Below are 23,165 nucleotides of genomic sequence, written 5' to 3'. Positions count from 1 at the left end.
TTTTGACTTCTATGACTCAGCGGGAGCAGGTAGGGATGTATGTCCGCGAATGGTCTGTCGGTGGATTGATCCAATACTTTTTCTTTGTCCTGACAGCATAAAAAAGGAGAAAAAAACACTGTAAAAATAGATCCCTTTGTCTACGTCCAGAAAGTTTTCGGAGAAAGAAACAACCGTGATGAGTACTATAAATGTGCAGAGCATCAGGTCATTACGAATCAAAGCTGCTTTGAACCCCCAAATCAGCAGCATCAGGTAAACCGATACTCCGAGAAGGCCCGTCTTAATAAAAAAGCTGATAAACTGATTGTGGGCATTGAGTTCATACAAAAATGAACGGTAGAATTTCTTTTCAAAAAAACGCTCTTTCAACAGGTCGATCTCTGATCCTGCACCGTGACCGATAACCGGCGATTCCAAGCCCAATTTGATGGCTACTTCCCAGCGCGCCAGGCGCGGATCGGTAAGCTCGTGGTCAGTGGCTTGGCTCAGATCATTTCGCAGGTCATTGATATAGCGTTCTCTGAAATTTTCCAACTGATAGATTCCAATGGTTCCTATTGTCAGCAGCGAAGCGGAAGCAGTGACAAACCGGGTACGTTTTTTTCCTTTAAGTAAAAAATAAGGTACGGCTCCGATAACGAGGAGAATCATGGCAAATGAAACAGATTTGGAACTTAATTGCACCAGCCCGGCGGCAAGCAGGCAGCAGCAGGAAACATAAACGAATGTAAGGGCTCGGGTAGTTTTTCTTAACAAAAGCGATACCAAATAAATGAATGCAACGGCGACCTGCATGGAGAAAAAGGTTGCATGAAGATCCAGTGGACTTGAAAAATTATGGTTGATAAAAGCAGAGGAAAAGATGGCTGTAACCGGAAATTGATAGTAATGGATGGTATAAAAGGCGTGTGCAAACAGATAAGAAATGGATAGCGTACAACCCAAAGCAAAAAGAATGAGCAGATTATCTCTGTATTTTTTTAGATCCAAAGCGTTGATGCAAAAAACGAGAGGAATCAAAAGTATACTGAATTGCTTTTCCCATTCCTTAAAAGCTTCCGGCCTGTTTTCGGTGTAAGCAGTGCTCAAAAGGGTTAAAAAGAAAATAGCTGTAAGCAGAAAGTTAGATAAAGTAAAAAGCGGTTTAACACTTTTCTTATCAAAATGAATCATTGTATGTAAAGCCAGGCTTATCAACAGCACATGACTGTAAAAGCTATTGAAAGGCAAACTGAGCAGTAACAATAGGAGATGATAATAACTTATTTTATTGGCCACACTATCGTCCGGCAGAAACAGCTTTTTCATCATTGTGACTTTTATAGCATTCCAATATAAACTCCTCGTATTCTTCTATGATATTTTCCCAGTTGAACTGGTACCGAATTTTTTGCAGATTATTCTTTACCATCGTGCATTCATGATCTTTTCGTTGCACATTTTCCACCAACTGTTTTACCTCGGCTGCGTTATTAAAATAGAAGGCATCCGCACTGAGTACCGATTTATTGAATGGATTATCGTGTGCCGCAATAAGGGCCTCACTCGCCATAGCCTCAAGCAGCGATGGATTGGTGCCGCCAACGCTGTGGCCGTGAAAATATAAATAAGAGTTATTTTGTAAAGAGCGTACCGTGGTTGTATCAAAGTTGGCGCCTTTAAATTCTATTCGCTCATCATTTTTGAATTTCTGTCGGATGAATTTCCCGAATTTATTGCCGGTATTTCCCAAAACCTTGAATCTTTTCGGCGACGAACTTGTGCTGAAACCGTCTAAGATGGTTTCGATGTTGTTTTCAGGTTCCATGCGCGCCATCATCAGAAAATAATCTTCTTTTAACGAGCCGTTTTTGTCAAAGCGTTCCCTTTCTTGATCGGTGAAAAGATCAGCGCCGTAGGGGATGTACCTGCTGTCGATTTGGTAAGTATTTTTCAAATAGGTTTTAATAACGCGGGAATCGGAAATGTAAAAGTGACTGTGTTTTACGGCCAATTTTTCAGCGTATTTCAAAAACGTTTGCACCGGCTTTGAGTACTTGGAGCGTTTCCATTCAAGTCCATCCATATTGCTGATGATCACGCTGTTGGCCGGATACAGTTGCCACCAGATCGAACTGCTGGTGTAACCCATCAACAATATCACATCAAATTTTCTTTTGCGGGCATCCATCAGGCAATTAAAGTCATAGATAAACTGCCCTGCTGTTCCGATAAGGTACTCAGGGTCATGGCAATGGACAATGTCTACCCCCTTCCACAAATCTTTTGTGTAAGGATGATTGTGCGAATTATAAACGGTCACCGAATGCCCTTTTTTTACCAGACCGGCCGAAACATATTCTGAAACATGCTCAAACCCGCCATAATGATTAGGGATTCCGCGAGTACCCAAAATGGCTATCCTCAATTTCATATTCCGTTTGTTTATAGCTGTTAGCCCGTAGTAGACTGTAAAAATGGTGGCTGCTTTTTTGCCAATTGTACCGATGTTGTATCTGCGCAGCAACCCCGGTCGAGAAGGAGTTCGTGGGCGGAAAATTCAGTATATGTGCTAATTTTTGTTCAAAATCACGTTCATTCGCGGAATCAAAAGTATATGGCTTAAAAAAATCAAAGTCGTGCATGGCCGTGGACGACGAGCACAGCACCGGAGCGCCGCAAACGCCGGCTTCCAAAGGAGGAATGCCAAAACCTTCTGCTTTTGAAGGATAAACAAAAAGCCGGCAGGCCCGGTAAAAAGCAACCAGATCGGATTGGGGCAATTCCTCAAACCTGAAAAATAATTTCTTTTGCTCGGTACTGAGTTGCTTTATCAATTTGGTGAGAGCAGGCGTTCTGATGGATTCAAGTCCGATCAAAACCAGCGCGATGCCCTGTTTATCCAAACCTAATTTCAGGTACTTTTCCAACAGCAAAAGTTGATTTTTGCGGGGTTCCAGCCGGCTCGTATAAAGGATAAAATTCTCAACGCCGAATTTCCGTTTAATAAGCCCGGCCGCTTCCTTTTTTGTGTCCTGAGAATGCACAAATGCCGGATTGACCGCGTTGGGAATGACATGAACATCGGTGCGGCAGATTCCGTAATGGTGACAGATACGCTCCTTTGAGTAGACCGATACCGTCGTTTTGATGGCGGCATTTCTGATACTGTACCCAAACAATATGTCTCGACTCAGCCGGTAGATGAATGAAAAATCTTTTTTGAAATCTTTAAATATCACATCATGCAGCGTAACAATGTAGGTACAACCGGGTATCTTTTTAGGAATGATGTATTGAAAATGGGCAAAATCAAACCGATGCTTTTTAAGATAGAACGGAATATCAAACAGGAAACGCAGCAGACCGAATTTTCTCTTTTTATAAGGAAGAATATTAGCTTCCGGCAAATCGGGAAAAATGCTTCGAATGGTCTTTGTATTGCTTGCCCCAAAATAAATATCAACGTCCGGATAGTCGGCCAATAATTGGGTATATAATTCCCGCAGAAAGGTTTGAGTGCCTTGAAACTCTTTGTCGAAGCAGTGTGCGTCCACGAAGAGTTTGATTCTTTCAGTTGCCATAATTAAACTCCTTTCTTTTTACTTCGGCGTCGGATAAGGCGGCCTGATTTTGCTCATACTTCATCTTGAAAGCATTATAGAAACCCACCAGCCCTTTTTCGGGTAAGAAAGAAAGCAAAAGCAGAAAGTAATTTTTAATATGAAAAGGGCTGATAGACAGTGTTTTCAGGAGATTTTCCCGCGCTTTTGCAGGTTGATAATTATTCCATAGGTATTTCTTGCCCAGCAACGCATAATAGGCTCCTTCCTTTATACCTGAGGAATGTTGTTTTCTTCCGATCTCTAAAAGGCGACGACCGTCATGCTCGGAAATAGAGCGATTCTTTAACGTTCGGTATTTGATCTTACGGAAAGTATACGTGCGCCACTTTTCATCTATTGTGATGGATTCGGGGTTTAGCCTTACTTTAATGAGCGACCGATCCAGGTTACAGACCTTTACGTTGTCCGGAATTTGCGCCCATAAAAAATGATCCTCATAGGTGTAAGCATGCTCATTATAGCCGTCAAAATCAGTAATGGTCTTCTTCCTGTAAAATACGGTTGAGTGGATAAAGGGGCATATTTTATAATGTAGTCGGTTGATTTCATCATCACTGAAAGCAACCGGTCGGTTGGTGAAAACATAATTTCCGGCAACATCCACATAATCAGCGGCAGAGCCGATGATTTCGTAATCAGGATGGGCAAGGATAAAATTGTACTGGACTTCGAGCCGGTCGGGATAACAGATGTCATCCGCGTCAAAGCGGGCAATATAGGGCGCACGGGCGTGTTTTAATCCATGATTGAGGGCAGCGGCAATGCCTTTATTTTCCTGATTCAGAATTATGATCCGGGCATCATTAAATGCATTGATCACAGACAGCGTATCATCCGTTGAGCCATCGTTGACGACCAACAGTTCGAAATCGGTAAACGTCTGATCCAATACGGAGCGGATGGCTTCATAGATGTATTTGCCGGCGTTGTAAGCCGGCATCAAAACGGTAATTTTCGGTTCACGCACGCCCATGTACTTCAAAAGTTTTAAGGCCGGTTTCTTTTATATTCAAAAGCAGCAGCAATTCAAAGAGGACCAATACCGAAAGCTGCTCAAACCAATAATCGACCAAAAGAACGGCCATGATGAGCAGTAATAGCGGTAAACCATAAGTCAGTGTTTTGTAGTGTTTGGCGAAAAAGCCCAGGTAGAATACGCCGAAAGCGAACAAACCAAGCAATCCATACTCGGCCGGCAACTGATCGTAGACAGAAAACGGACTGTTGGTCAATGAGTGATAATCGGCCCGTTTGCTGAAAAAAGCCAGATAGATATCCAGATGATTTTGCATGAAATCGCCATTGATGTATGTATACTTCTTGGGAAATCCGCCCGCAATTCCAAGCCCGGTGGCTCGGAAAGCCAGTTTTGAAGAAAAATTGCCCATTCCTTCGCCCGTTAGGATTTTACCGGGATTTTTAACAAAAAATCGAAAGGTTTGGATAAGCGCCAATGCTTTGCCGGGTAAAGGGTGAACCAGGGTATCCTGCCTTGAAATAGGCAATGAATCGTTATGTCGGTGAATAAACCGAATCAATGGCTGTTGTGCCGCCAATGGCACTTTGATGTTTTGGTACGTTGCAGAATGTATATCGGCCTGTGGTAAGGTTATGCTGCCCGTTTCGGTTCTGATGATGGGTTTGTCACTTTCGAGCGCCGGTTCTTTTTTTTCTTTTAAGGCCGCAATTCTACTTAAACTGTCAAGGTATAAAGTAGCGATCTTTATTTTACGTTCGTTGGGATTCAATACAGAATCTGGGCGTTGAGAAATCGGAAGCAAACTCCCTGTAACTGCCCGGTGGTGAACAGTATCTCTATTAAAGGTTTCTTTAAAAGTTTCGGCAACATAAAGGTTGTTTTGGGGGGAAACTTTGGCCATGAACACAACCAAAAACAACAGGCACACCAGTATATAGCTTTTTTGGTCGCCATTGCTTCTGAAAAGAAACAGGCACAAAAGAAGAAACAGCAGAAAAAGATTAATAAAATTACTGCCGGTAAGCAGCAGCGCTGCCATGCAGACAAGGAGTAGGATCGGCTTTTTTTGGACTAAGAAATAAACCACGCCCATTGCGTTGATGACCGCATTGGTTGTTGAGGTATCAAACGTAACTCCTTTGATATAGTCGCCGGTGCTGATGAAGTATTTTTGAAATTCTCCCTGATAGAGATAGGGGTTGATCTCGCCGGTTTCGACGATGATAATCAGTAGATTGCATGCCGAAATTGCTGCATTGATGCCAAAAAACAGTCCTAATGTCTGATGAATAATGGCACTGTTATGCTTTTCGACGGATAATTTAACCTGATGGATCGCCAGTAGACAAAGCAGCCAAAAGAAAATACCCGTTGAAAAAACAACTGTATAGTTGGGACTGCGATGGTTTTGACTCATAAAAAGGCCTGCCAATGAGATCGGTATAATGAGCAGGTAAAAAAGCGGTAGTCTTGAGTTTTTGACACTGAACCCAAATTTGAAATTAAACTGCCAGAGGTAAAGGATAACAATGGTTGGGATTTTTACGGCAAGCTTTACATTTAAAAATAATAACAGAAATACCAGCAGTTTCCAGTCTGCGTAGCTTCTCCATTTGTTTACTTCCAAACCTACAGGGTTACCGATCATTCCGTCATTTTTATGTCAGTGAGTGAGCAAAAATGGATCGCGCTTTTTCCGCAGGAATCAGCCGAAAATAACGCTTTCATGCTCTGATGACAATACGGGTATTAAATCGGAATGGTTGCCTGTAACAAAGTGGTTTTATTGTTTTTTATTCAATGAAAAGGCTGCGGATGGATTTGCGGTCGCTGAGTTTGAGCTGAGATGTTACCAACAGCAACGTTAAAAAAATACCTAAGGCTAAAACTAAAACAAGGATATGATTGGTAAAGAAGAGTTTAGCAATAAAACCGCTGACAAAAGCAGCGCCGGTTGACATTAATATAGTATACCAAACAATGTTTAGTTCGGTTAGCTTGTTTTGGCTTGCATAAAAAAAAGTCTGTACTGCGCATGTCACCAAAAAAGCGAGAGCGGCACCTTCGTTCCCTAAAAAAGGAATCAGTACCAAATCAAGACCTACATTGACGATAAAAGTAATCGCAAATCCTTTTAATATCATGCGCATTTGTCCCTGAGCAAAATAAATGGTCCAATAGAAATTGTTCAGATAAAGAAACGGAAAGCAGAGTGAAAGCAGAAAAATGGTGTTGCTGTTGACTGAGCCATATTTTCCGGCCGTAATGGTATCAACGATCGGCGCCCAGAGGATGTTTAATACCAACGTCGTCGATGCGGCAATAACCATCTCTGCTCTCATTAAAAATACCAATTCATTGATACGTACCCGGTCTTTTGTGAACATCTTGGTAAAGCGGGGAATCAGCAAAGGAGCAATGGCCAAGAGCGGAAAAGTGGCCATTTCAAAAACTTTGTATGCAAAACTATATTCAGCCAGTTTGACGGTCGACACTATAAAGCCAATAAAGATCCAGTCGAAACGGGCAATGGCCGAAGTTAGAATAGTTACTCCGGTTTGCGGTAAAGATTCTTTCAGTAATTGGAGATATTTACCCATATTCAGGCTGATCCTGATAGGAATATGCGTATGACGGCTAAAAAGATAAATACAGACCGCAAGTTCAAGCACATCGCCGGCAATAAAAACAATAACCGTTGACTGTAAAGACAATACCTTTAAAGCGGTTAACAGTATCAAGCCGAAACTGCGCACAAAGTTTGTAATGATCAGCATCAACGAAAGAATCCTGAAACGCTCTAAGCCGATGGTTAATTGTTTGAAAGGGGTTGATAAATAAATCATTAGCCTGCCAAAGGCGATAAAGATGAGTAGGGGATAAAGCCCTCCTTCCGGACTGATGAAATACTTGCCTGCAAACACTAACCCGAAAAACAAAAAACCCGTTAGCAGCACATGGTACAGATACAATGAAAGCAGCGATTGTATATTCTCGCCGGAGGCTGTTTTTCGGATAGAAATCTGGTCTATGCCTAATGATAAAAGATTGAAGGAAAACTGCATTATTGCCAAAGCCAGATTTAATTGACCAAAATCGAATTTATCAAGCCCAGTGGATAAAAGATAGAAAATAACCAATCCAAGCAACTGGTTAAACAGGAGTTGAGACGTATTTGCCGAAAGGTTTTGAAGCAACCTGTTTTTTTTCAATGACAAATCTTGTTTTGGTTTTTACGTGACAAAAGCAGAACGACGGTAAGCCGTTTTAGCCTATACCGATTACTCCCCAAAAAGGTTGCTTCGTTCTCTTAAATAGTAGCTGAATTAAAAAAAAACGGTTTTCCGGTAGGTATGAGTTTTTAGAAGTCGAGCGAAAGTTTTCGGATTTACAGGAAAATATTGCTTTGATGGTCAGCCGGTCGGGTTGTGAGCAACCCTCCGCACGGATAGTGTGTCGGGTTGCTCACAACCCGACCGGTCAACACTCCTTATACTTCCCAGCCCCCGCGATACGTACGGCGTAAATAGCGCTCAGCATCTGGGTGATTCGGAAATTTCATTTTGACGGAATCCCATTCGAGCAATTGGTCGGGGACCCGAATCGCAATGGTGCCCAGTAAAACAGCTTCGGTCATGGGGCCTGATTGGGCAAAATGCGATTCCGTTTTTTCGCCGCCCAAACACGCATCTACAAAGTGATGATAATGATTACGTTCGGCCAATGTTGGAGTAGTATATTCTTTTACTTTTCCCGTAGGAATGATGACCGGCATTTTTCCGTGAGGCACCAATAAAGCGCCTTCAGTACCGATCAGCATGGCCGATTCGGCCGGGTATTCTTCGGCTTTGTACAGGTCCCTGATTTCCTGAGGCGGATAAAACTCTCCGTCAAACCATTCCACTTGCAAGGTGTTTGCGGCGGTTAGGTCATTGCCCGGGAATTGCCACGTAATATGATTTCCCTGTGGCCACGTATCGGCGCGGCGTGCCGGCGATTCCTGCCATGATTTCTGGACCTCTGCTTTTACCGATAGTGGTGCTTTCATGCCCAATCCTTTCCATACTGCATCAAAAATATGGCATCCAATATCGCCCGACCAACCTGTGCCGAAATCCTGCCATGTTCTCCAGATAGCAGGGTGATAAATATCCGGAGCATAGGGGCGAACCGGGGCCGTGCCCAACCATTGCTCCCAATGCAAATGGGCCGGTACTTCGTGAACTTCGGTGGGACGCGGCCCTACCAATCTGTATTTTGCTACGGCACCCGGGCGATTGGAACATAAATAAGCGTGTTTTACTTTGCCGATGATGCCCTGTTTTATCCACTGAACGGCGGTTCTGTCGCCCAAGCCGGACGCAACTTGAGTGCCGAGTTGGGTAGTTACCCCCGCTTTAACGGCTTCTTTGGTCAATGCCCGTACCTCGGCTACGTCATGGCACATTGGTTTTTGGCAATAGACGTGTTTTTTGTTCCGAATGGCCTGTACGGCGATGGGGAAGTGGTTATGGTCGGGAACACTTACGTTCACAGAATCAATATGGTCTGCTTCTGCTTTTAATAATTCCCGCCAATCGGTGTACGTCCGGGCACCCGGTGCAAATTCGGAAGCTCGTTTCAGGTTTTTTTCATCCACATCACATAGTGCCACGATCTCTACATTGGGATGTTTTTTGAACTGTTGCAGATCGCCCCATCCCATACCTCCAACGCCGATGCAGGCGTGACGCAGTTTTGAAGGAGCGGCATTAGCTTCTTCATGGAATAATAGGGGACCGGCCATCGCCGCCGTAGCTGCTTTGATCAAAAAATCCCGGCGGGAATCCAGGGTAGGCTTGTTTTTCATTTTGTTTACGAGGTTTAGGGTGAATAGTTGTTTTTACCGCTCACATTTTTTTTATAAGGCCAATTTTAGGGTATTATACTGAACTTTAAATCAGCCGTTTATGCAAACGAAAAATGACGTGCTAATCCTGAAAAACCACTTAATAAATTGTTTTTTTATTTATCGGATGTTCTGCTAAATTTCGTCGATTACTCCGCAATTGGAATTGAATTTGCCAAGGTTCGGTGCTTGAGTCCGGCCTGAGAAATCTCAACTAATAATAGATATCCATCCATCTTATGAAACTCACGTATTTAAGCTTTTCGAATAAAAGACAACTCGTTGCTGCGTTGGTCGGTCAACTCCTAAACTATCACCCCTTCTTTCGTATAAAATTCGGCTCCTATCGCATCGGCTCGGAATTTTAATCTGTACAAAACGATAGCTATACTGACAAGAGATTATGAGTTATAAAGTTTTGATCATAGATGATGAAGATTTTATTCGCGAGAATATTGCTGAAATGTTGACCCTTTTAGAGTATGAAGTTGCCATGGCCGTTAATGGAAAAGATGGAATTTCGAAAATAGTCAGCTTTCAGCCTGATGTTATTCTGTGCGATATTACAATGCCTTTTATGAATGGGTATCAGGTGTTGGAAATCCTTCGTAACTCCGGCGCTCAAGCCAATACGCCTTTCATTTTTTTGACTTCTATGGCCGGGGCTGCTGAGAGACGTGAGGGTATACTGATGGGGGCTGACGATTATGTGACAAAGCCGTTTGAGTTTTCAGATCTGATCTCAGCCATTGAAAAACAACTGAATAAAAGTAAACAGTAGTGAAGTAGACTTCCCAAGTCATGTTTGGCAGATACTTAAAATTTGGAAAGCCTACTTCAGGCAGGATACTTATTGCTAAAAACTAAGTACTGTATTAATCCCATATCCAACATTCCTCATCGGTGTCAGGGTGGAGTGTGGCATAACTGACTATGTAATTGTCGTGAAAACGTGTGGATAAAAAGTAATTCCGGCCATTTCTTTTTACCTCATCGTGCAAGGCTCTTACCTGTTTCAGGTCATCGCAAAGCCCTTCTCCCGTCGCTTTCAGCAAAGCTTCCTTTCTTGTCCAAACAGTGTAAAAATTCAACCGGTCATTTCCTGACAATAACTTTGCACGGTCTTCTTCTGAAAAGCAGGAATCAATGATGGGTTGCGGGTCAAAATCAGGATTGATTTTTTCAGCATCAATTCCAAGGGCAAAAGGGCTGAATGCGAGGTAGATATGGTCGCCTGTGTGCGTAATATTAAACTCCTGTTCCTGAAAAAAAGGTTTTTTGTTACCGGTAATCGAAAACGTAATTTCTTTGGGTGATAGCCCCGTTAGGTCGGCTAAAATACTTCGTAAAACGAATTTGCCTAACAGGTACAGTTCTTTGTCTTTGGCATGAAAAAAGCGTTCGGCGCGTTCGGCTTCTTCGTTACTTACTCCCGCAAAAACAGCTTCTCTAACGTCCTGAAAGCTGCTCCTGCGCACCAAAACAACATGAGTTTTAACTTTTCGGGAAAGTGAAAAAGCAGACTTGTCCCACTCTCGAAAGGTTATATGTCTCATTGACCATCAACGATTTGATTCAAGACCATCTGAAGTTTTTTGGCAAACGCTTTATCGTTTGGAGGAAGCAAAAATGTTTTGTGGTCGCCGGGAACGTTGGTCACAATGATTCCTTTGGGCGTGTATGGCTTCCAACCCAAATAAACGGGGTCGTCAATGTAATAGATTCGTTTGGAAACCCTGAAAAGGCAAATGGTATCATCATAAGGAGTCAGCTTATATTTCAAATAGGCTTTCTCATAATGTTGATTGATCTTATCCTCAATGGTTAATTCTTTGGCCTCTTCCGTTACCGCGTTGCCAAACATGGATTTTAGTTTTACTTTTGATATATATGCCTGATAGCGAATGGTTTCTTTAGGGTCTTTGATTAAATTCTGTAAGATAAAATTGAGTTTTTTGGGCTGACGTAAGAGCTTTGTTTTGTAACGGTCAATGGTCGACAAATGGTAATCTTCATTGTCGATAAACGTGTCGATGGTGCCAAGAAGTTTTACCTTTTTTCCCAAGGCTTTCAATTGTTTTGCCATTTCAAAGGCGATAATTCCACCGAGAGAATAGCCCACAATGGCATATTCATCGCCCAGGTTTGCCTCCAAAATTTCCTTATTATAAATGGCGGCCAAACCTTCTATGGTGTCAGCCTCGATGGGTCTTCCGTCAAGCCCTCGGGCCTGAATCCCATAGATCGGCTGATCTTCGTCAAAATACTTGACCAACGGCGAAAACAACAATACATTGAGCCCGGCTCCGTGTACCATAAAAAGGGGTGTTTTTGAGCCGGCAGCTCTGATGGGCACGAGCGATTTATAAGGTAGTCCTCCTTCTTTTTGGTCAATGGCGGCGGCAAGTGTGCGCACGGTAGCACTTTCAAAAAGAATAGCAAGCGGCAGTTTTTTACCCGTAACCTGATGAATCCGGTGCATTACCTGGGCGGCCACCAATGAGTGTCCGCCAATTTCGAAGAAATTGCCGTCCAACTCAATATGTTCATTCTTCAAAGCCTCCCGCCATATACTCATGACGGTTGATTCCGTCGGGGTAAGCGGATTGCTTTCCTGTACCCGATTCAATAAACTTTCCGGAACCTTCAGACTGTTTTTATCAACTTTTGCATTGGGGGTCAATGGAAATTCATCCAATGCCACATAATATTCAGGAACCATATAGCCCGGAAGGTAGGCTTTCAGCAATTGTTTCCAGGCAGTGGCCGGTAATACTTCCCCGTCATTTTCCAACGTATAAAAAGCTGCCAGCACCGTATGGTTGTTCCGGTTGAAAGGTTTGATGACTGCCTGCCGTACGCCGGGATGAGCAACGGTCATGGAATATTCAATTTCCTGTGGCTCGATCCTGAATCCATTGACCTTCAATTGATGATCTATCCGACCAAGGCACTGTATTTCACCATTTTCCAATAATTTGCCCAGATCCCCCGATTGGTACATACGTTGACCGGCCAGATTAAGCACCGTATCGGGCACAAACCGTTCGGCCGTAAGGGTAGGTTGATTTATGTATCCCCGGCCTACATTCTCACCTGCAATGTATATTTCGCCCACAGAACCTGCCGGTACAAGTTGTTTGTATTCGTCGAGCAGGTAAACGCGCATGTTTTGGATAGGCTTGCCAACGGTAATGATCTCATCGTCTTCGGATATTTTTTTGGCTGTAGCCCAGATCGTGGTTTCGGTGGGGCCGTATACATTCCAAAGTTCATTTACTTTTCTCAGCATCTTTTTGATGAGGTCTTTGGAAAGCGCCTCACCCCCGCAAAGTGCCTTGACCGGCAGCGATCGGTTTTCCGCAACTTCCAGAATACTGTTCCATACCGAGGGAGTAGTTTGTAAATAAGTGATCTTTTCCCGATGCACACACTCAACGATCTCTCGGGCATCTTTTGAATCGCCGGAATCGATCATGAACATGGTTGCTCCCGAAAGAAGCGGCAAAAAAAGCTCGAAATAGAAAATGTCAAAGGAGATGTTGGTAATGGACAAAATTCGGTCATTGGCCTGCATCCCGGGCACTTCTTTCATTCCGAGCAATTCACTGACCGCATTTCGGTGTTCGATCTGTACGCCTTTGGGCTTGCCTGTAGAGCCGGAAGTGTGCAGAATATAGATCAGATCGCTGCTGCTGCGGGCAACAGTGGGCGCTGACGATTTATGGTTTTTGAGTTGGGGAATGATTTCTTCAATGGAGATCGTTTCGAGTGCCGACTCAAATAAATGCTTGTATTTGAGCGAAGTGATCAGTGTTTTTGCTCCGCCATCCTGCAAAATATAATTGATCCTTTGCACAGGATAATCCGGGTCTATTGGCTGAAATACAGCCCCTGCTTTCGAAATTCCCAGAATAGCCACCGGCAAATACGTCGAACGCTCCATCGAAAGACCAACGATGTCGCCGTGGTTTATGCCGTTTTTAATAAGATAATGAGCAAACTGATTGGCTTTTTCATCCAGCTCTTTGTAAGAAATTTTTGTCCCTTTAAAATTGATCGCTGTAGAAGACGGGTTGGCAGCAGCCACTTCAGAGATCAATTGATCAACCGTTTTTTGAGAAGGATAAGGTTTATAGGTATCATTCAACTTCTCATAGGCCAAATCGTTGGGAACCGGTGATACGCCGGGCAGATCATGGATCTGTATGTCCGGGTTTTCCGCTATGAGTTGTAAGATAGTTTCAAGATGCCGATGTGATTTTAAAATGGTATCAGACGTGTACAGATTGGTATTGTAAGACCATTCAAAGATCATTTCGCTTTCAGAACCGCTGGCATTCAGAAAAAAATCGAAAGTTTCGTAATGCCTTGGATTGCTGATAAGTTTATAGGAAAGACCTTCGAAATAGACATCGTTGGTCATTCCCAGATCCACATTGAAGGAAACCGGCACCAGCGTGACCCGCGAAGGATCTCTTGGAACATTGATCTCTTTGAGCAAACTGCCAAACGTGATCTGTTGGTGTTCATAGCAATCAAGAATCGCCGACTTCCGATTTCTGAGGTATTCGGCGAAGGTCAGGGATGGATTAAGATGACTGCGGATAGGCAGCATGTTCACGCAATGGCCGATAAGATACGTATTTCCCGTCACGGATTGGCCCGCTGTGGGCAATCCGAAAATGACATCATTTTTTCCCGAAGCCTTATGAAGAAAGATCTCAAATGCGGCAATGAGGGTTGTTATGAAGCTGCTTCCGTTTTTTGCACCTACTTTTTTCAGTGTTGCGGCCAGCGCGAGGTCAATAGGGTAATCATTGCGCCGGCTTTGATACGAACGGGTAGCGGGCCTTTGAAAGTCAGTTGGAAAATCAAAAACGGGGGTGTTATCCTTAAACTGTTTTATCCAAAAGTTTTTGATTGTTGTGTATTCCTCCGTTTTCTGAAATTGATATTCCTCAATAGCATATTGAGAATACTGAACAACGGCAGGTAACTTAGGGAAATCGTTTTTATAATAGGCCGAATAGAGCTTTCCAAGGTCCTGCAATAAAATACCCAACGACCAGCCGTCAAAAATAATATGATGGCCGGTAAGGGTAAATTGCCAGGTATCGTTGCCGGTTTTGACCAGATAAGGCCTGAACAAAGGTCCTTTTACAATGTCCAAAGGCGTGTCGGCTTCGAGGTCGGCAAGGCGGCGAAGGTGTGCTTCCCGTTCTGAAGCCTCAAGGCCGGAAATATCTTCTTCTTCTAATTGAAAGAAAGGGGTTTTAAAGGTGATGATTTTTTCTCCATTAGCGCTGATGGTGGTTCGGAGCGACTCATGCCTTTTTACCAGGTCATCAAAGGCCTGTCGGAATGCTATAACGTTGAAATCACCGGTAAATAATAAGGTAAACGATTCATTATAAGCTCTGTTGGCATCATCTTCCCCAATAAGCGTCGAAATAAAGATCTCTTTTTGTGATTCTGTTGCCGGAGCCGCTTTTTCAATTTCTGTCCCTTCAAAAGGGTTATAATCAATAGGGGTAAAGTGATACATAACATTAGTCATTGCTCAATTTGATCTTCTTCATGCTTCTATCTTCAAAAACTTTCCGGGTCGTTGTGTATCCAACACAAACCACGCCGGATTGCCCTCCTGATCTAACCCCAATTTTGCGCCAATGACCGGCGGTTTAGTTGCGTCGGTAATGAGTGCTGACTCTTGCTTTGCCGATACGGGAATCAACTCTGCCTCAATAAGTTCCTTTACACTTTGTTCAAATTGCCGGATAATTTGGTCAATATCTGCTTTGGTGTGTGCTTCGGTCAGAAAGCAGGGGAAGTTTTCCCAGATATGAATCCCTTTGCTGCGCATTACGGCAAATACCAATTCATTGTATGGATACTCTTCTTTTAATTTTATTTTCCATAAAGACCCAAAATGAACACTGTATAAAGGGATGGTGTACCGCTCACAGACTTCATTCAAGGCATTGGCCAAATAGGCAGTTTTTTCATTGAGCTTATCCTGTAACGCTTTTCCTTTGGTTTTCATATATTCCAAGGATGCTTTTGCAGCGGCGAGTGCCAGGGGATGTCTTACAAAAGTTCCGGCAAAGTAAGTGACCCCTACTTCGGGAACAGACTCATCGCCATATTGCCAAAATCCGCCGTCCAATGCATCCATGAATTGTTTTTTTCCCGCAATAGCGCCGATCGGCAAGCCGCCGCCAATTACTTTTCCGTAGGTACCCAAATCGGCTTTGATGCCAAAAATAGCCTGTGCTCCCCCGGGATGTGCTCTGAAACCGGTGATTACTTCATCAAAAATAAGAACGGTTCCTGAATTTGCCGTTATTTCTCTGACTTTTTTCAGAAAATCAACGGGTTGAAATTCAGGACGTCGGCTTTGAACGGGTTCAACCAACACCGCTGCCAGTTCATCGGCGCGTTCGCGGATGATTCGAAGGCTCTCTTCGGTTCCGTAATCAAGAATGAGCATATTCTGAACCGCCTCCGGCATGATGCCCGGAGCGGCCGGGAAATTTTTCAGGCTTTTGGTACCCCGTACGATCACTTCATCATTGATGCCATGATACGAACCCGTAAAGGCAACGATCAGCGAACGCCCCGTCACCGTGCGTGAAATACGGATGGCACCCAGTACGGCTTCTGAGCCGGTATTGCACAGCGCCGCCCGGTCAAAATCGGTAAACTCGCAGATAAGGTCGCACACGGGGCCGGCAAGTTCATGCTGCGGACCGATCTCGTACCCTTTGTCCATCTGCTCACGGATGGCAGTTGTCAGAATATCAGGCTGATAGCCCAACATATTGGAACCAAAACCATTCAGGGCGTCAATGTATTCATTCCCGTCAATGTCTTTTACCCGGCTTCCTTTTGAACTGCTGACCACAATAGGGTAGACAATTTCTTTGATGACGGGTTTAAACCCGGTCACTACCCGGGGGTCGGCCATGGAAGCGCGATGCTTTTGGGTATATTCTTTACTCTTAGCGGTTTTCTTAGTATAAACGACGGTAAATTGTTGAATGAAATTCTTTTGAACCTCGTTCAAAGAGGTCTTTTGTCGTTCAATTCTGGCCGTTGCGCCAAAAGGTTTTTTCAGTTCGGCGGCCTCTTCAGCATTAATACTTACGGTACTGAGGGCCGGCGCCGCTGTCTTGACCGGAAGTTGCGGTTGAACAACCTGCGGAGTAGTGCCGGTATTTTGTAACAGTTGTACCTGTTGCGTAAGTACCTGTAATTGTTGAGCGATCTGGTCCAACGCCGTAAGCGAGCTGTTGCCGGCAGTACCATTTCCATTCATTGGAAGGGTCGATACCATGATCGGCTGCGGTTTGGGCCCAACCACCGGGGCAAATTTTTCGGCCGGAAGTTGTTGATCCAAATAAGCCACTAATGATTGAAGGCTGCCGTATTCTTCGCTTAATTGACGGAATGTGATGGGAACTGAGAATTCTTTTTTTAACGTAAGTGACAACTGAGTTAACAGAAGTGAGTCAACTCCAAGGTCGATAAATGGAAGATTTTCGTCGGCATTTCCAAGCTCAACACCTAGTGCGTTTTCCAGGATTTGCCTTATTCTTTCGGATAATACAGCGCTTCTGTTCACGGGTTGAGGAATTGTTTCGGGAATTGAATTAAATACAAATGGTGTAACTGTGGAGGTCGTTTTTGGTATATCGGTCACTATTGGCTCTAACCAAAGCCTTTTACGTTGGAATGCGTAATTGGGCAGGTCATGAAGCTTGGGTAAAGAAGCATCATAAAGACCCGACCGGGAAGGTTTCAGACCCAGTTGCCACAATCGCCCCAACGACAAAAGCAATTGTTTGGTTTCCGGGGTATTGGAGGTGATACTTTCCAGGGCAACCCAACGTTTATTTTGTTGTTTAATATACGATGAAAGGATATTGCCCGGGCCTGTTTCCAGAAATACGGGACCGGATTCTTCCATCGCAAAAGTGATCGCGTCAGAAAAACGCACGGTTGCCTTCAGGTGATTGGCCCAGTACGAAGGCGACGTAGCTTCGCTGTCTTTTAAATACGTTCCTGTAACGCCGGAAATAATGGGAATTCTGGGCGGATTCAGCGTAACAGAGGCAACAATACTTTGGAAAGGAGCGATCACAGGTTCCATGGCCGGGGAATGAAACGCATGACTGGTTTTGACCGGCGCGTGCGCAAGTCCCAGCTCTTTCACCTTTTCGATCAAACCGTTTATCTTTTCGGTCTCTCCGGAAAATACATGATTGTTCGGAGAGTTCATTAATGCATGGAAAATCCCTTCTTCCAGCAGACTGCTCACCTGTTCTTTGGGAACCCTGACGGCAAGCATAGAACCTTTGGGAAGCGTACTTACCATGGTTGCGCGTGTAGCAACCAGTTTTAACGCATTCTCCAAACTGAAGACCCCGGAAAGATGAGCGGCAACGAATTCTCCTAAACTATGACCAATAAAAGCATGAGGTTTGACGCCCATACTCATCCATAGTTTTGCCAACGCGTACGAAACAGAAAATAACGCCGGCTGAGCATAAAGGGTATTGTTTAAGCCTTCGGTCTCATAAGTATCTTCGCCGGGAGAGATTATTTCCAAAATATCGACCCCTATTTGCGCTTTTAAAATAGTGCGGCAAGCATCCATGGCTTCCCGAAATACGGGGAATCGTTGATACAATTCCCGACCCATAAAAGCATAGTGCGTGCCCTGTCCCGGAAAAACAAACACCACTTCCGGGACTGAATTTGAGGCAACAGGCGTTTTGGTCTGTATAGGGTCTTGCAAAGCGGCCGCTACCGTAGACGCATCTTTTGCCACCAGAAACCGTTTGTAAGGATACTCTTTGCGGGTAGATTGGAGTGTAGCGCCTACCGAAGCAAGTGCTGCTTCCGGATGAGCTTGTATGTATTCTCCCAGTTTGCTTCCGTAATCAGCGGCACTCCGGACGGAATGCGCCGACCAAGTGATCAATTGCCAGTCTTCTTCGGGTGGTTGCGGAACCGGTACAGGGGTTGGATAGCTTTCTACAACAACGTGTACATTGGTACCACCTACGCCAAAAGAACTGATTCCTGCCCGTTTTTTCTCATTTTTCCACTCATTGAGTTGATCATTGATAAAGAAAGGACTTGTTTCCAAGCCAAGGGCGGGGTTGGGTTTACGGTAATTGATGGAAGCGGGCAATACCCCATGCTGCATGGCAAGGGCCGTTTTGATAAGCCCCGCCACACCGGCGGCGTGGGTCAGGTGTCCGAAATTTGATTTTACAGAACCGACGGCACAAAAATGACTTTGTTCCTGCGGACCGAAAGCCATTTTCAATCCCTCTATTTCAATCGGATCGCCAATGGGAGTGGCGGTTCCGTGGGCTTCGATGTAACTGATGGTAGAAGGATCAACGGCGGCATCCTGTATCGCCATCGCGATGGCGGTGGCTTGTCCGTAGGCGCTGGGAGCGGTAAAACTGCCTTTTTCACCGCCGTCATTATTGACGCCGGTTCCTTTGATGATGGCATAAATATGATCTCCATCGCGCTCGGCTTCTTCGAGCGATTTGAGCAATACGGCACCTGCTCCGTCGCTGAAAACGGTTCCGGTAGCATCGGCATCAAAGCTACGCGTGTGGCCGTCTTTGCTGAACATGGCACCTTCCTGATACAGGTGTCCGCTTGACACCGGCACGGTCACGCTGGCTCCGCCGGCAATGGCAATGCTGCATTTGCCGTTTCGGATACTTTCCGTTGCCTGTGCTACTGCTAACAATGATGTAGAGCAGGCTGAAAATACGCTCACAGCGGGCCCTTTCAGGTTTAATTGATAGGCGGTTCGGCTGGCGATGTAATCCTTTTCGTTGACCGTATTGAGTTGAAATTGGCCAATAGCCTCTATTTTATCTTTATTGGAAAATACATTGTTCAGGTAATAGGTATTGTTGCCGCAACCGGCAAAAACCCCTACGGAATCTTCTTCTTTTGCCGAGAGGTACCCGGCGGTTTCCAACACCTCATACGCTATTTCGAGAAAGATACGTTGTTGAGGGTCCATTGCTTCGGCCAATCCAGGCGTAAGCCCAAAGAATTCAGCGTCAAAGTCTTTGATCCCTTCGATGATTCCCCGAGCGGCTACGTACGAGGAGTCGTTTTTCAAGGTTTCGGCAATCTGTTTGTCCAACTCCTCGGGTTTGAAAAAACGGACAGTTTCTTTGCCATTGACCAGGATGTCCCAAAAGCCTTCTATGGTATCTGCGCCCGGAAAGCGGCAGGCCATGCCAATGATCGCGATGTCTTTCTGCTGAACTGCAATTGCCGGAACAATGGGTAATCTGACCGGTTTATCATCGCCCGCCAGAAAAACCGAAATACCGGCGGCGGTAGGGAATTGATACAATTTGGTGATAGGCAATACGTACCCATGACGTTGTTGCAGGAGCACAACGGTCTTTTGGGCCAACAGGGAGTTTCCGCCGAGTTCGAAGAAATTATCGTCTGCACCAAGGTGTGTCAACAACAGAAGTTCCTCCCAAATGGCCACCGTCTGTTGCTCAACCAAGGTAGAAGGTTTCCGATAGGGCGACTGTAAAGCGGGCCGTTGAAGGGAAGGATTAGGTAACGATTTCTTATCTACTTTTCCATTGGGTGTACGCTTAAATTCGCTGACAATCACAAACCCCGACGGGATCATGTAGTCGGGCAGAATGGCGGAAAGCTGTTTTCGCAGGTTCAACTCCTGTTCCTGTTTGCCCGACATAAGGTAAGCAATCAGTCGGTTTTGACCCGGAATGTCTTTATTTACAACCACTACGGCCTGTGTAACATCCGGTAATTTATTGAGAGCGGCCTCTATTTCTCCTATTTCAATGCGATAGCCTCTTATTTTTACCTGATCATCTTTTCGGCCCAAAAATTCAATCGCACCATCCGGTAGCTTGCGGGCCACATCGCCTGTCCTGTAGATACGTTGGAGTCCTTCTTTCGGATGCTTCCATTGTTGGAATTTCTCCTTCGTCAGTTGCGGTTGATTCAGGTATCCTTCGGCCAAACAAACACCACCGATGCATAATTCACCTTCCACGCCATCTTTTACGGGTTTTTGGTGCTCATCGAGGATAAAAATAGAAACATTGTCGATGGGAGTCCCAATGGAAGGCAATTCAGGCCACGCATCTGTTGGCCCTTCAAGGACTAACTGAGTAACTACGTGACATTCTGTCGGACCATATTGATTATAAAGTTTACAATTGGGAAGAGCAGCGAAAAAAGCCCGTACCTGAGGAGTTATTTTGAGCTGCTCGCCGGCCGTCATCACTTCTGTCAGCGAAGCGGGGAAGTTCTGATTGTTTACGCCGGTTTCCGACAATAATTGCAGTGCTATAAACGGAAGGAAAATGCGGTTAATGTTATTCTTTGCAATAAATTCCAGCAGCCCCGACGGATTTAGTCGTTGGTCATCATTGATCAATACCAAGGTTCCGCCCGTTGTAAGTGTGGCGAAGATTTCCTGAAACGAAACATCAAAACTCAGAGGTGAGAATTGCAGGGTTTTAGTGCCCTGTCCGCAACTGCTGTTGTTGTTTTGCCAATGAATAAGATTGGCCAGGGCTTCGTTACCCATACAAACGCCTTTAGGAACACCCGTAGAACCGGAAGTATAAAGAACATACGTATTCGGCGAAGCAATTGTACTTTGTTGTATACCAATCTGTCCAAGACCTGAAAGATTGACCAGATTAAGTTTTTTATCAAAAATGGCCTCTTCATCGGCCGGATATAAACCGGTTTTTACACCGGAGTCTTTTACGATTTGTTTTAAGCGTTCTACAGGATAAGAAGCATCCAACGGTAAATAGGCTCTACCGGAATGAAGCACTGCCAAAACATGAATGATCATGTCCGGTGAACGAGTTGCACTTACAACAATGGTTTTTTCCGGAATACCTGATAATTTGGAAGAAAGCGCGACGATTTTTTCTGCAAGCTCATTATACGTGAGACGTTCTGCCTGATACTGTACCGCTACTGCATCTCCCGATAAAATTGATTGTTTTAAGAACAGCTCAATCAAGGTGTGAACAAGAGGCTGATTAGTCAAAATCATTCTTTAATCTAATTTTAATCTAATAGATTGTAGACAAAGATAATTTTTTTTGGTATAAAAGATATTTTAATTGGTATAAAGATAATTTCAAATCCTGACAATTAATTTTGTTTGTGTCAAAATGAGATTGATCGGTCATTCTTTTTTTATTCCCCAATAAGGCTAAAATCAAAAATATTCAACATAAAAAATAAACACCACTCAGGATAGAATGGTGTTTATGAAAGATTATTTATTATTACTCAGCAGAAACTGTATTACAATGTGATATTAATGACGGCCTCCACGCATACCGCCACCGCCTCTGAAACCGCCACCGCCGCTATAACTTTGACGACCGCCAAAACTTCCACTATTGCTGAACCCGCGGGAAGGGGCCGAATAAGAAGGCCGCGCCTGTGGAACAGATGAAGTTCTCGGAGAAGACGATTGGTAGGAAGGACGGGTACGTCCTTGGCTAAAAGTTCTTGCCGTTGAGAAACTCGATGCATTTATAACCCTGTTAGGTGAAGCAATTCCCCGGCTGTCTATGTAACAACGGTTGGGGTAATGCCGAACGTAATAGGCGTTGTTATACCACGGATTTCGAAGGCCCTGTTGCAGTAAAACAATGTACGCAGTATTGAGATTGATACCGGCATACATGGAAGGCAGGTAGGCGGATGAAGCCCAAATTCCTCCGTTATTGTACCAATACATTTGCGAGGACAAATCATAATACATGCCGTAATCGGGCAGGTAATAATACTGTACCCCCGCCATTGCAGCCCCTTGAGGTGCCCATGCAGGAGGAGTATAACTTTGATACGTTGTGCCATCTGCGATAGTGTATGTTCTTGGTGCACAGGAGTTAAGCGTGATAGCGGTAACGATGGCAACCACCCCCGCATAGGTCATTCTTCTTAACCATAGAAGATGAGGATGAGTGTGATTTTTCATGGTATTTAATGATTAATTGATCAGTTTTTGAATTACATTATCCCATGATACGAATAGGATAATGCTTTTTAAACACTTTGGTCACACCGGAATTGATCTGGTTCTGGATACGGTTCAGTTTGCCGTTCAATGTTCCCTGAATGACACCTTCCCAAAGTACTTCTTTGGTTCGGGCATCCAAAATATCCACTACCAACGTGCCTTCGGTGTATCGGTATTGGTACGCGTTGCCGCCTCCCCATCCCATTCCGTAGGGATAGAAACCGCCCCAACGTCCCCATCCGCCCATATAACCCATATATGGGTAGCCTCCCGAATAATTGGTGCGTTGCTGTTGCTGTGTGTACGTATGAAACTGAATGAGGGCATCGGGAGCCTGCTCGTCTTCTTTCATTCCTCTGATGGTCAGCTCGGTATTGACGGCGGTTTTGACAGTACTGTTTAAAAGTTCACTTTTATACATTGGATTGGGACCGGCCTTAATATCGGGGTCAAGCCAGGCAAAGGTTTTGTACGCACCCAAATTTGCCTTGGGGTTAATTCCGGCACTTATTTGAGCGGAAGCGGTTGATAAGGTCAGGGCGATCATTCCGAAAACCACTGACACTGTTTTTACGTACTTGTTCATGGACGTTAATC

Annotated in this window: 13 protein-coding genes; 1 reads left to right on the top strand and 12 read right to left on the bottom strand. The window is 44.5% G+C overall.

Annotated features, from left to right (window positions below; all coding sequences use genetic code 11):
• Window positions 1-9: 9 nt before the first annotated feature.
• The 7 genes from ACQY73_RS06910 to ACQY73_RS06880 all read right to left on the bottom strand — a co-directional run bounded on the left by ACQY73_RS06910 (window position 10) and on the right by ACQY73_RS06880 (window position 9,436).
• Window positions 10-1,314 (bottom strand): O-antigen ligase family protein, encoded by a 1,305-nt coding sequence (locus tag ACQY73_RS06910; protein ID WP_428663306.1) that lies wholly within the window; start codon window positions 1,312-1,314, stop codon window positions 10-12.
• Window positions 1,283-2,416 carry a DUF1972 domain-containing protein gene (locus ACQY73_RS06905; RefSeq protein WP_428663304.1) on the bottom strand — a complete coding sequence of 378 codons (1,134 nt, stop codon included), beginning with the start codon at window positions 2,414-2,416 and terminating at the stop codon, window positions 1,283-1,285. The genes ACQY73_RS06910 and ACQY73_RS06905 overlap by 32 nt, the downstream gene beginning before the upstream one ends.
• Complete coding sequence (locus ACQY73_RS06900) at window positions 2,373-3,566, bottom strand: glycosyltransferase family 4 protein (RefSeq protein ID WP_428663302.1); 1,194 nt, start codon at window positions 3,564-3,566, stop codon at window positions 2,373-2,375. The genes ACQY73_RS06905 and ACQY73_RS06900 overlap by 44 nt, the downstream gene beginning before the upstream one ends.
• Window positions 3,556-4,581 carry a glycosyltransferase gene (locus tag ACQY73_RS06895; RefSeq protein WP_428663300.1) on the bottom strand — a complete coding sequence of 342 codons (1,026 nt, stop codon included), beginning with the start codon at window positions 4,579-4,581 and terminating at the stop codon, window positions 3,556-3,558. The genes ACQY73_RS06900 and ACQY73_RS06895 overlap by 11 nt, the downstream gene beginning before the upstream one ends.
• Window positions 4,568-6,235, bottom strand: coding sequence for a hypothetical protein (locus tag ACQY73_RS06890; protein ID WP_428663297.1), 1,668 nt, complete (start codon window positions 6,233-6,235; stop codon window positions 4,568-4,570). The genes ACQY73_RS06895 and ACQY73_RS06890 overlap by 14 nt, the downstream gene beginning before the upstream one ends.
• Before the next feature lie 145 nt (window positions 6,236-6,380).
• The gene (locus ACQY73_RS06885) at window positions 6,381-7,799 is read right to left on the bottom strand and encodes an oligosaccharide flippase family protein (protein WP_428663295.1); all 1,419 of its coding nucleotides are present in this window, start codon (window positions 7,797-7,799) and stop codon (window positions 6,381-6,383) included.
• Between the two features lie 278 nt (window positions 7,800-8,077).
• Window positions 8,078-9,436 carry a Gfo/Idh/MocA family protein gene (locus ACQY73_RS06880; RefSeq protein WP_428663292.1) on the bottom strand — a complete coding sequence of 453 codons (1,359 nt, stop codon included), beginning with the start codon at window positions 9,434-9,436 and terminating at the stop codon, window positions 8,078-8,080.
• A 442-nt stretch (window positions 9,437-9,878) separates the two neighbouring features.
• Between ACQY73_RS06880 and ACQY73_RS06875 the strand changes: the two genes are divergently transcribed.
• Entirely contained in the window at window positions 9,879-10,256 is a 378-nt protein-coding gene (locus ACQY73_RS06875) for a response regulator (protein ID WP_428663289.1), read from the top strand.
• Window positions 10,257-10,350: 94 nt separating this feature from the next.
• Here the strand turns inward: ACQY73_RS06875 and ACQY73_RS06870 are convergent, their stop codons facing one another.
• From ACQY73_RS06870 to ACQY73_RS06850, 5 genes are all read right to left on the bottom strand, one after another.
• Window positions 10,351-11,031, bottom strand: a complete 681-nt coding sequence (locus ACQY73_RS06870) for a 4'-phosphopantetheinyl transferase family protein (protein WP_428663285.1) — start codon at window positions 11,029-11,031, stop codon at window positions 10,351-10,353.
• A complete protein-coding gene (locus tag ACQY73_RS06865) occupies window positions 11,028-15,023 on the bottom strand; it encodes a non-ribosomal peptide synthetase (protein ID WP_428663283.1) in 3,996 nt (1,331 codons plus the stop codon). Before ACQY73_RS06865 ends, ACQY73_RS06870 begins: the two co-directional genes overlap by 4 nt.
• 30 nt (window positions 15,024-15,053) lie before the next feature.
• Window positions 15,054-21,587 (bottom strand): amino acid adenylation domain-containing protein, encoded by a 6,534-nt coding sequence (locus tag ACQY73_RS06860; RefSeq protein WP_428663281.1) that lies wholly within the window; start codon window positions 21,585-21,587, stop codon window positions 15,054-15,056.
• A gap of 270 nt (window positions 21,588-21,857) precedes the next feature.
• Window positions 21,858-22,526 carry a hypothetical protein gene (locus ACQY73_RS06855; RefSeq protein WP_428663279.1) on the bottom strand — a complete coding sequence of 223 codons (669 nt, stop codon included), beginning with the start codon at window positions 22,524-22,526 and terminating at the stop codon, window positions 21,858-21,860.
• Between the two features lie 37 nt (window positions 22,527-22,563).
• Window positions 22,564-23,154 carry a DUF4136 domain-containing protein gene (locus tag ACQY73_RS06850; RefSeq protein ID WP_428663277.1) on the bottom strand — a complete coding sequence of 197 codons (591 nt, stop codon included), beginning with the start codon at window positions 23,152-23,154 and terminating at the stop codon, window positions 22,564-22,566.
• Between the last annotated feature and the right edge of the window lie 11 nt (window positions 23,155-23,165).

This window comes from Runella sp., assembly GCF_965279615.1.
Classification (GTDB): domain Bacteria; phylum Bacteroidota; class Bacteroidia; order Cytophagales; family Spirosomataceae; genus Runella.
The sequence above is the reverse complement of the archived record's forward strand: the minus strand, read 5'-3'. Positions and strand labels throughout refer to the sequence as shown.

Coding starts and splice junctions, on each gene's coding strand:
- ACQY73_RS06910 (WP_428663306.1), bottom strand. CDS start 1,314: ATGATGAAAAAGCTGTTTCTGCCGGACGATAGTGTGGCCAATAAAATA.
- ACQY73_RS06905 (WP_428663304.1), bottom strand. CDS start 2,416: ATGAAATTGAGGATAGCCATTTTGGGTACTCGCGGAATCCCTAATCAT.
- ACQY73_RS06900 (WP_428663302.1), bottom strand. CDS start 3,566: ATGGCAACTGAAAGAATCAAACTCTTCGTGGACGCACACTGCTTCGAC.
- ACQY73_RS06895 (WP_428663300.1), bottom strand. CDS start 4,581: ATGGGCGTGCGTGAACCGAAAATTACCGTTTTGATGCCGGCTTACAAC.
- ACQY73_RS06890 (WP_428663297.1), bottom strand. CDS start 6,235: ATGATCGGTAACCCTGTAGGTTTGGAAGTAAACAAATGGAGAAGCTAC.
- ACQY73_RS06880 (WP_428663292.1), bottom strand. CDS start 9,436: ATGAAAAACAAGCCTACCCTGGATTCCCGCCGGGATTTTTTGATCAAA.
- ACQY73_RS06875 (WP_428663289.1), top strand. CDS start 9,879: ATGAGTTATAAAGTTTTGATCATAGATGATGAAGATTTTATTCGCGAG.
- ACQY73_RS06870 (WP_428663285.1), bottom strand. CDS start 11,031: ATGAGACATATAACCTTTCGAGAGTGGGACAAGTCTGCTTTTTCACTT.
- ACQY73_RS06865 (WP_428663283.1), bottom strand. CDS start 15,023: ATGTATCACTTTACCCCTATTGATTATAACCCTTTTGAAGGGACAGAA.
- ACQY73_RS06860 (WP_428663281.1), bottom strand. CDS start 21,587: ATGATTTTGACTAATCAGCCTCTTGTTCACACCTTGATTGAGCTGTTC.
- ACQY73_RS06855 (WP_428663279.1), bottom strand. CDS start 22,526: ATGAAAAATCACACTCATCCTCATCTTCTATGGTTAAGAAGAATGACC.
- ACQY73_RS06850 (WP_428663277.1), bottom strand. CDS start 23,154: ATGAACAAGTACGTAAAAACAGTGTCAGTGGTTTTCGGAATGATCGCC.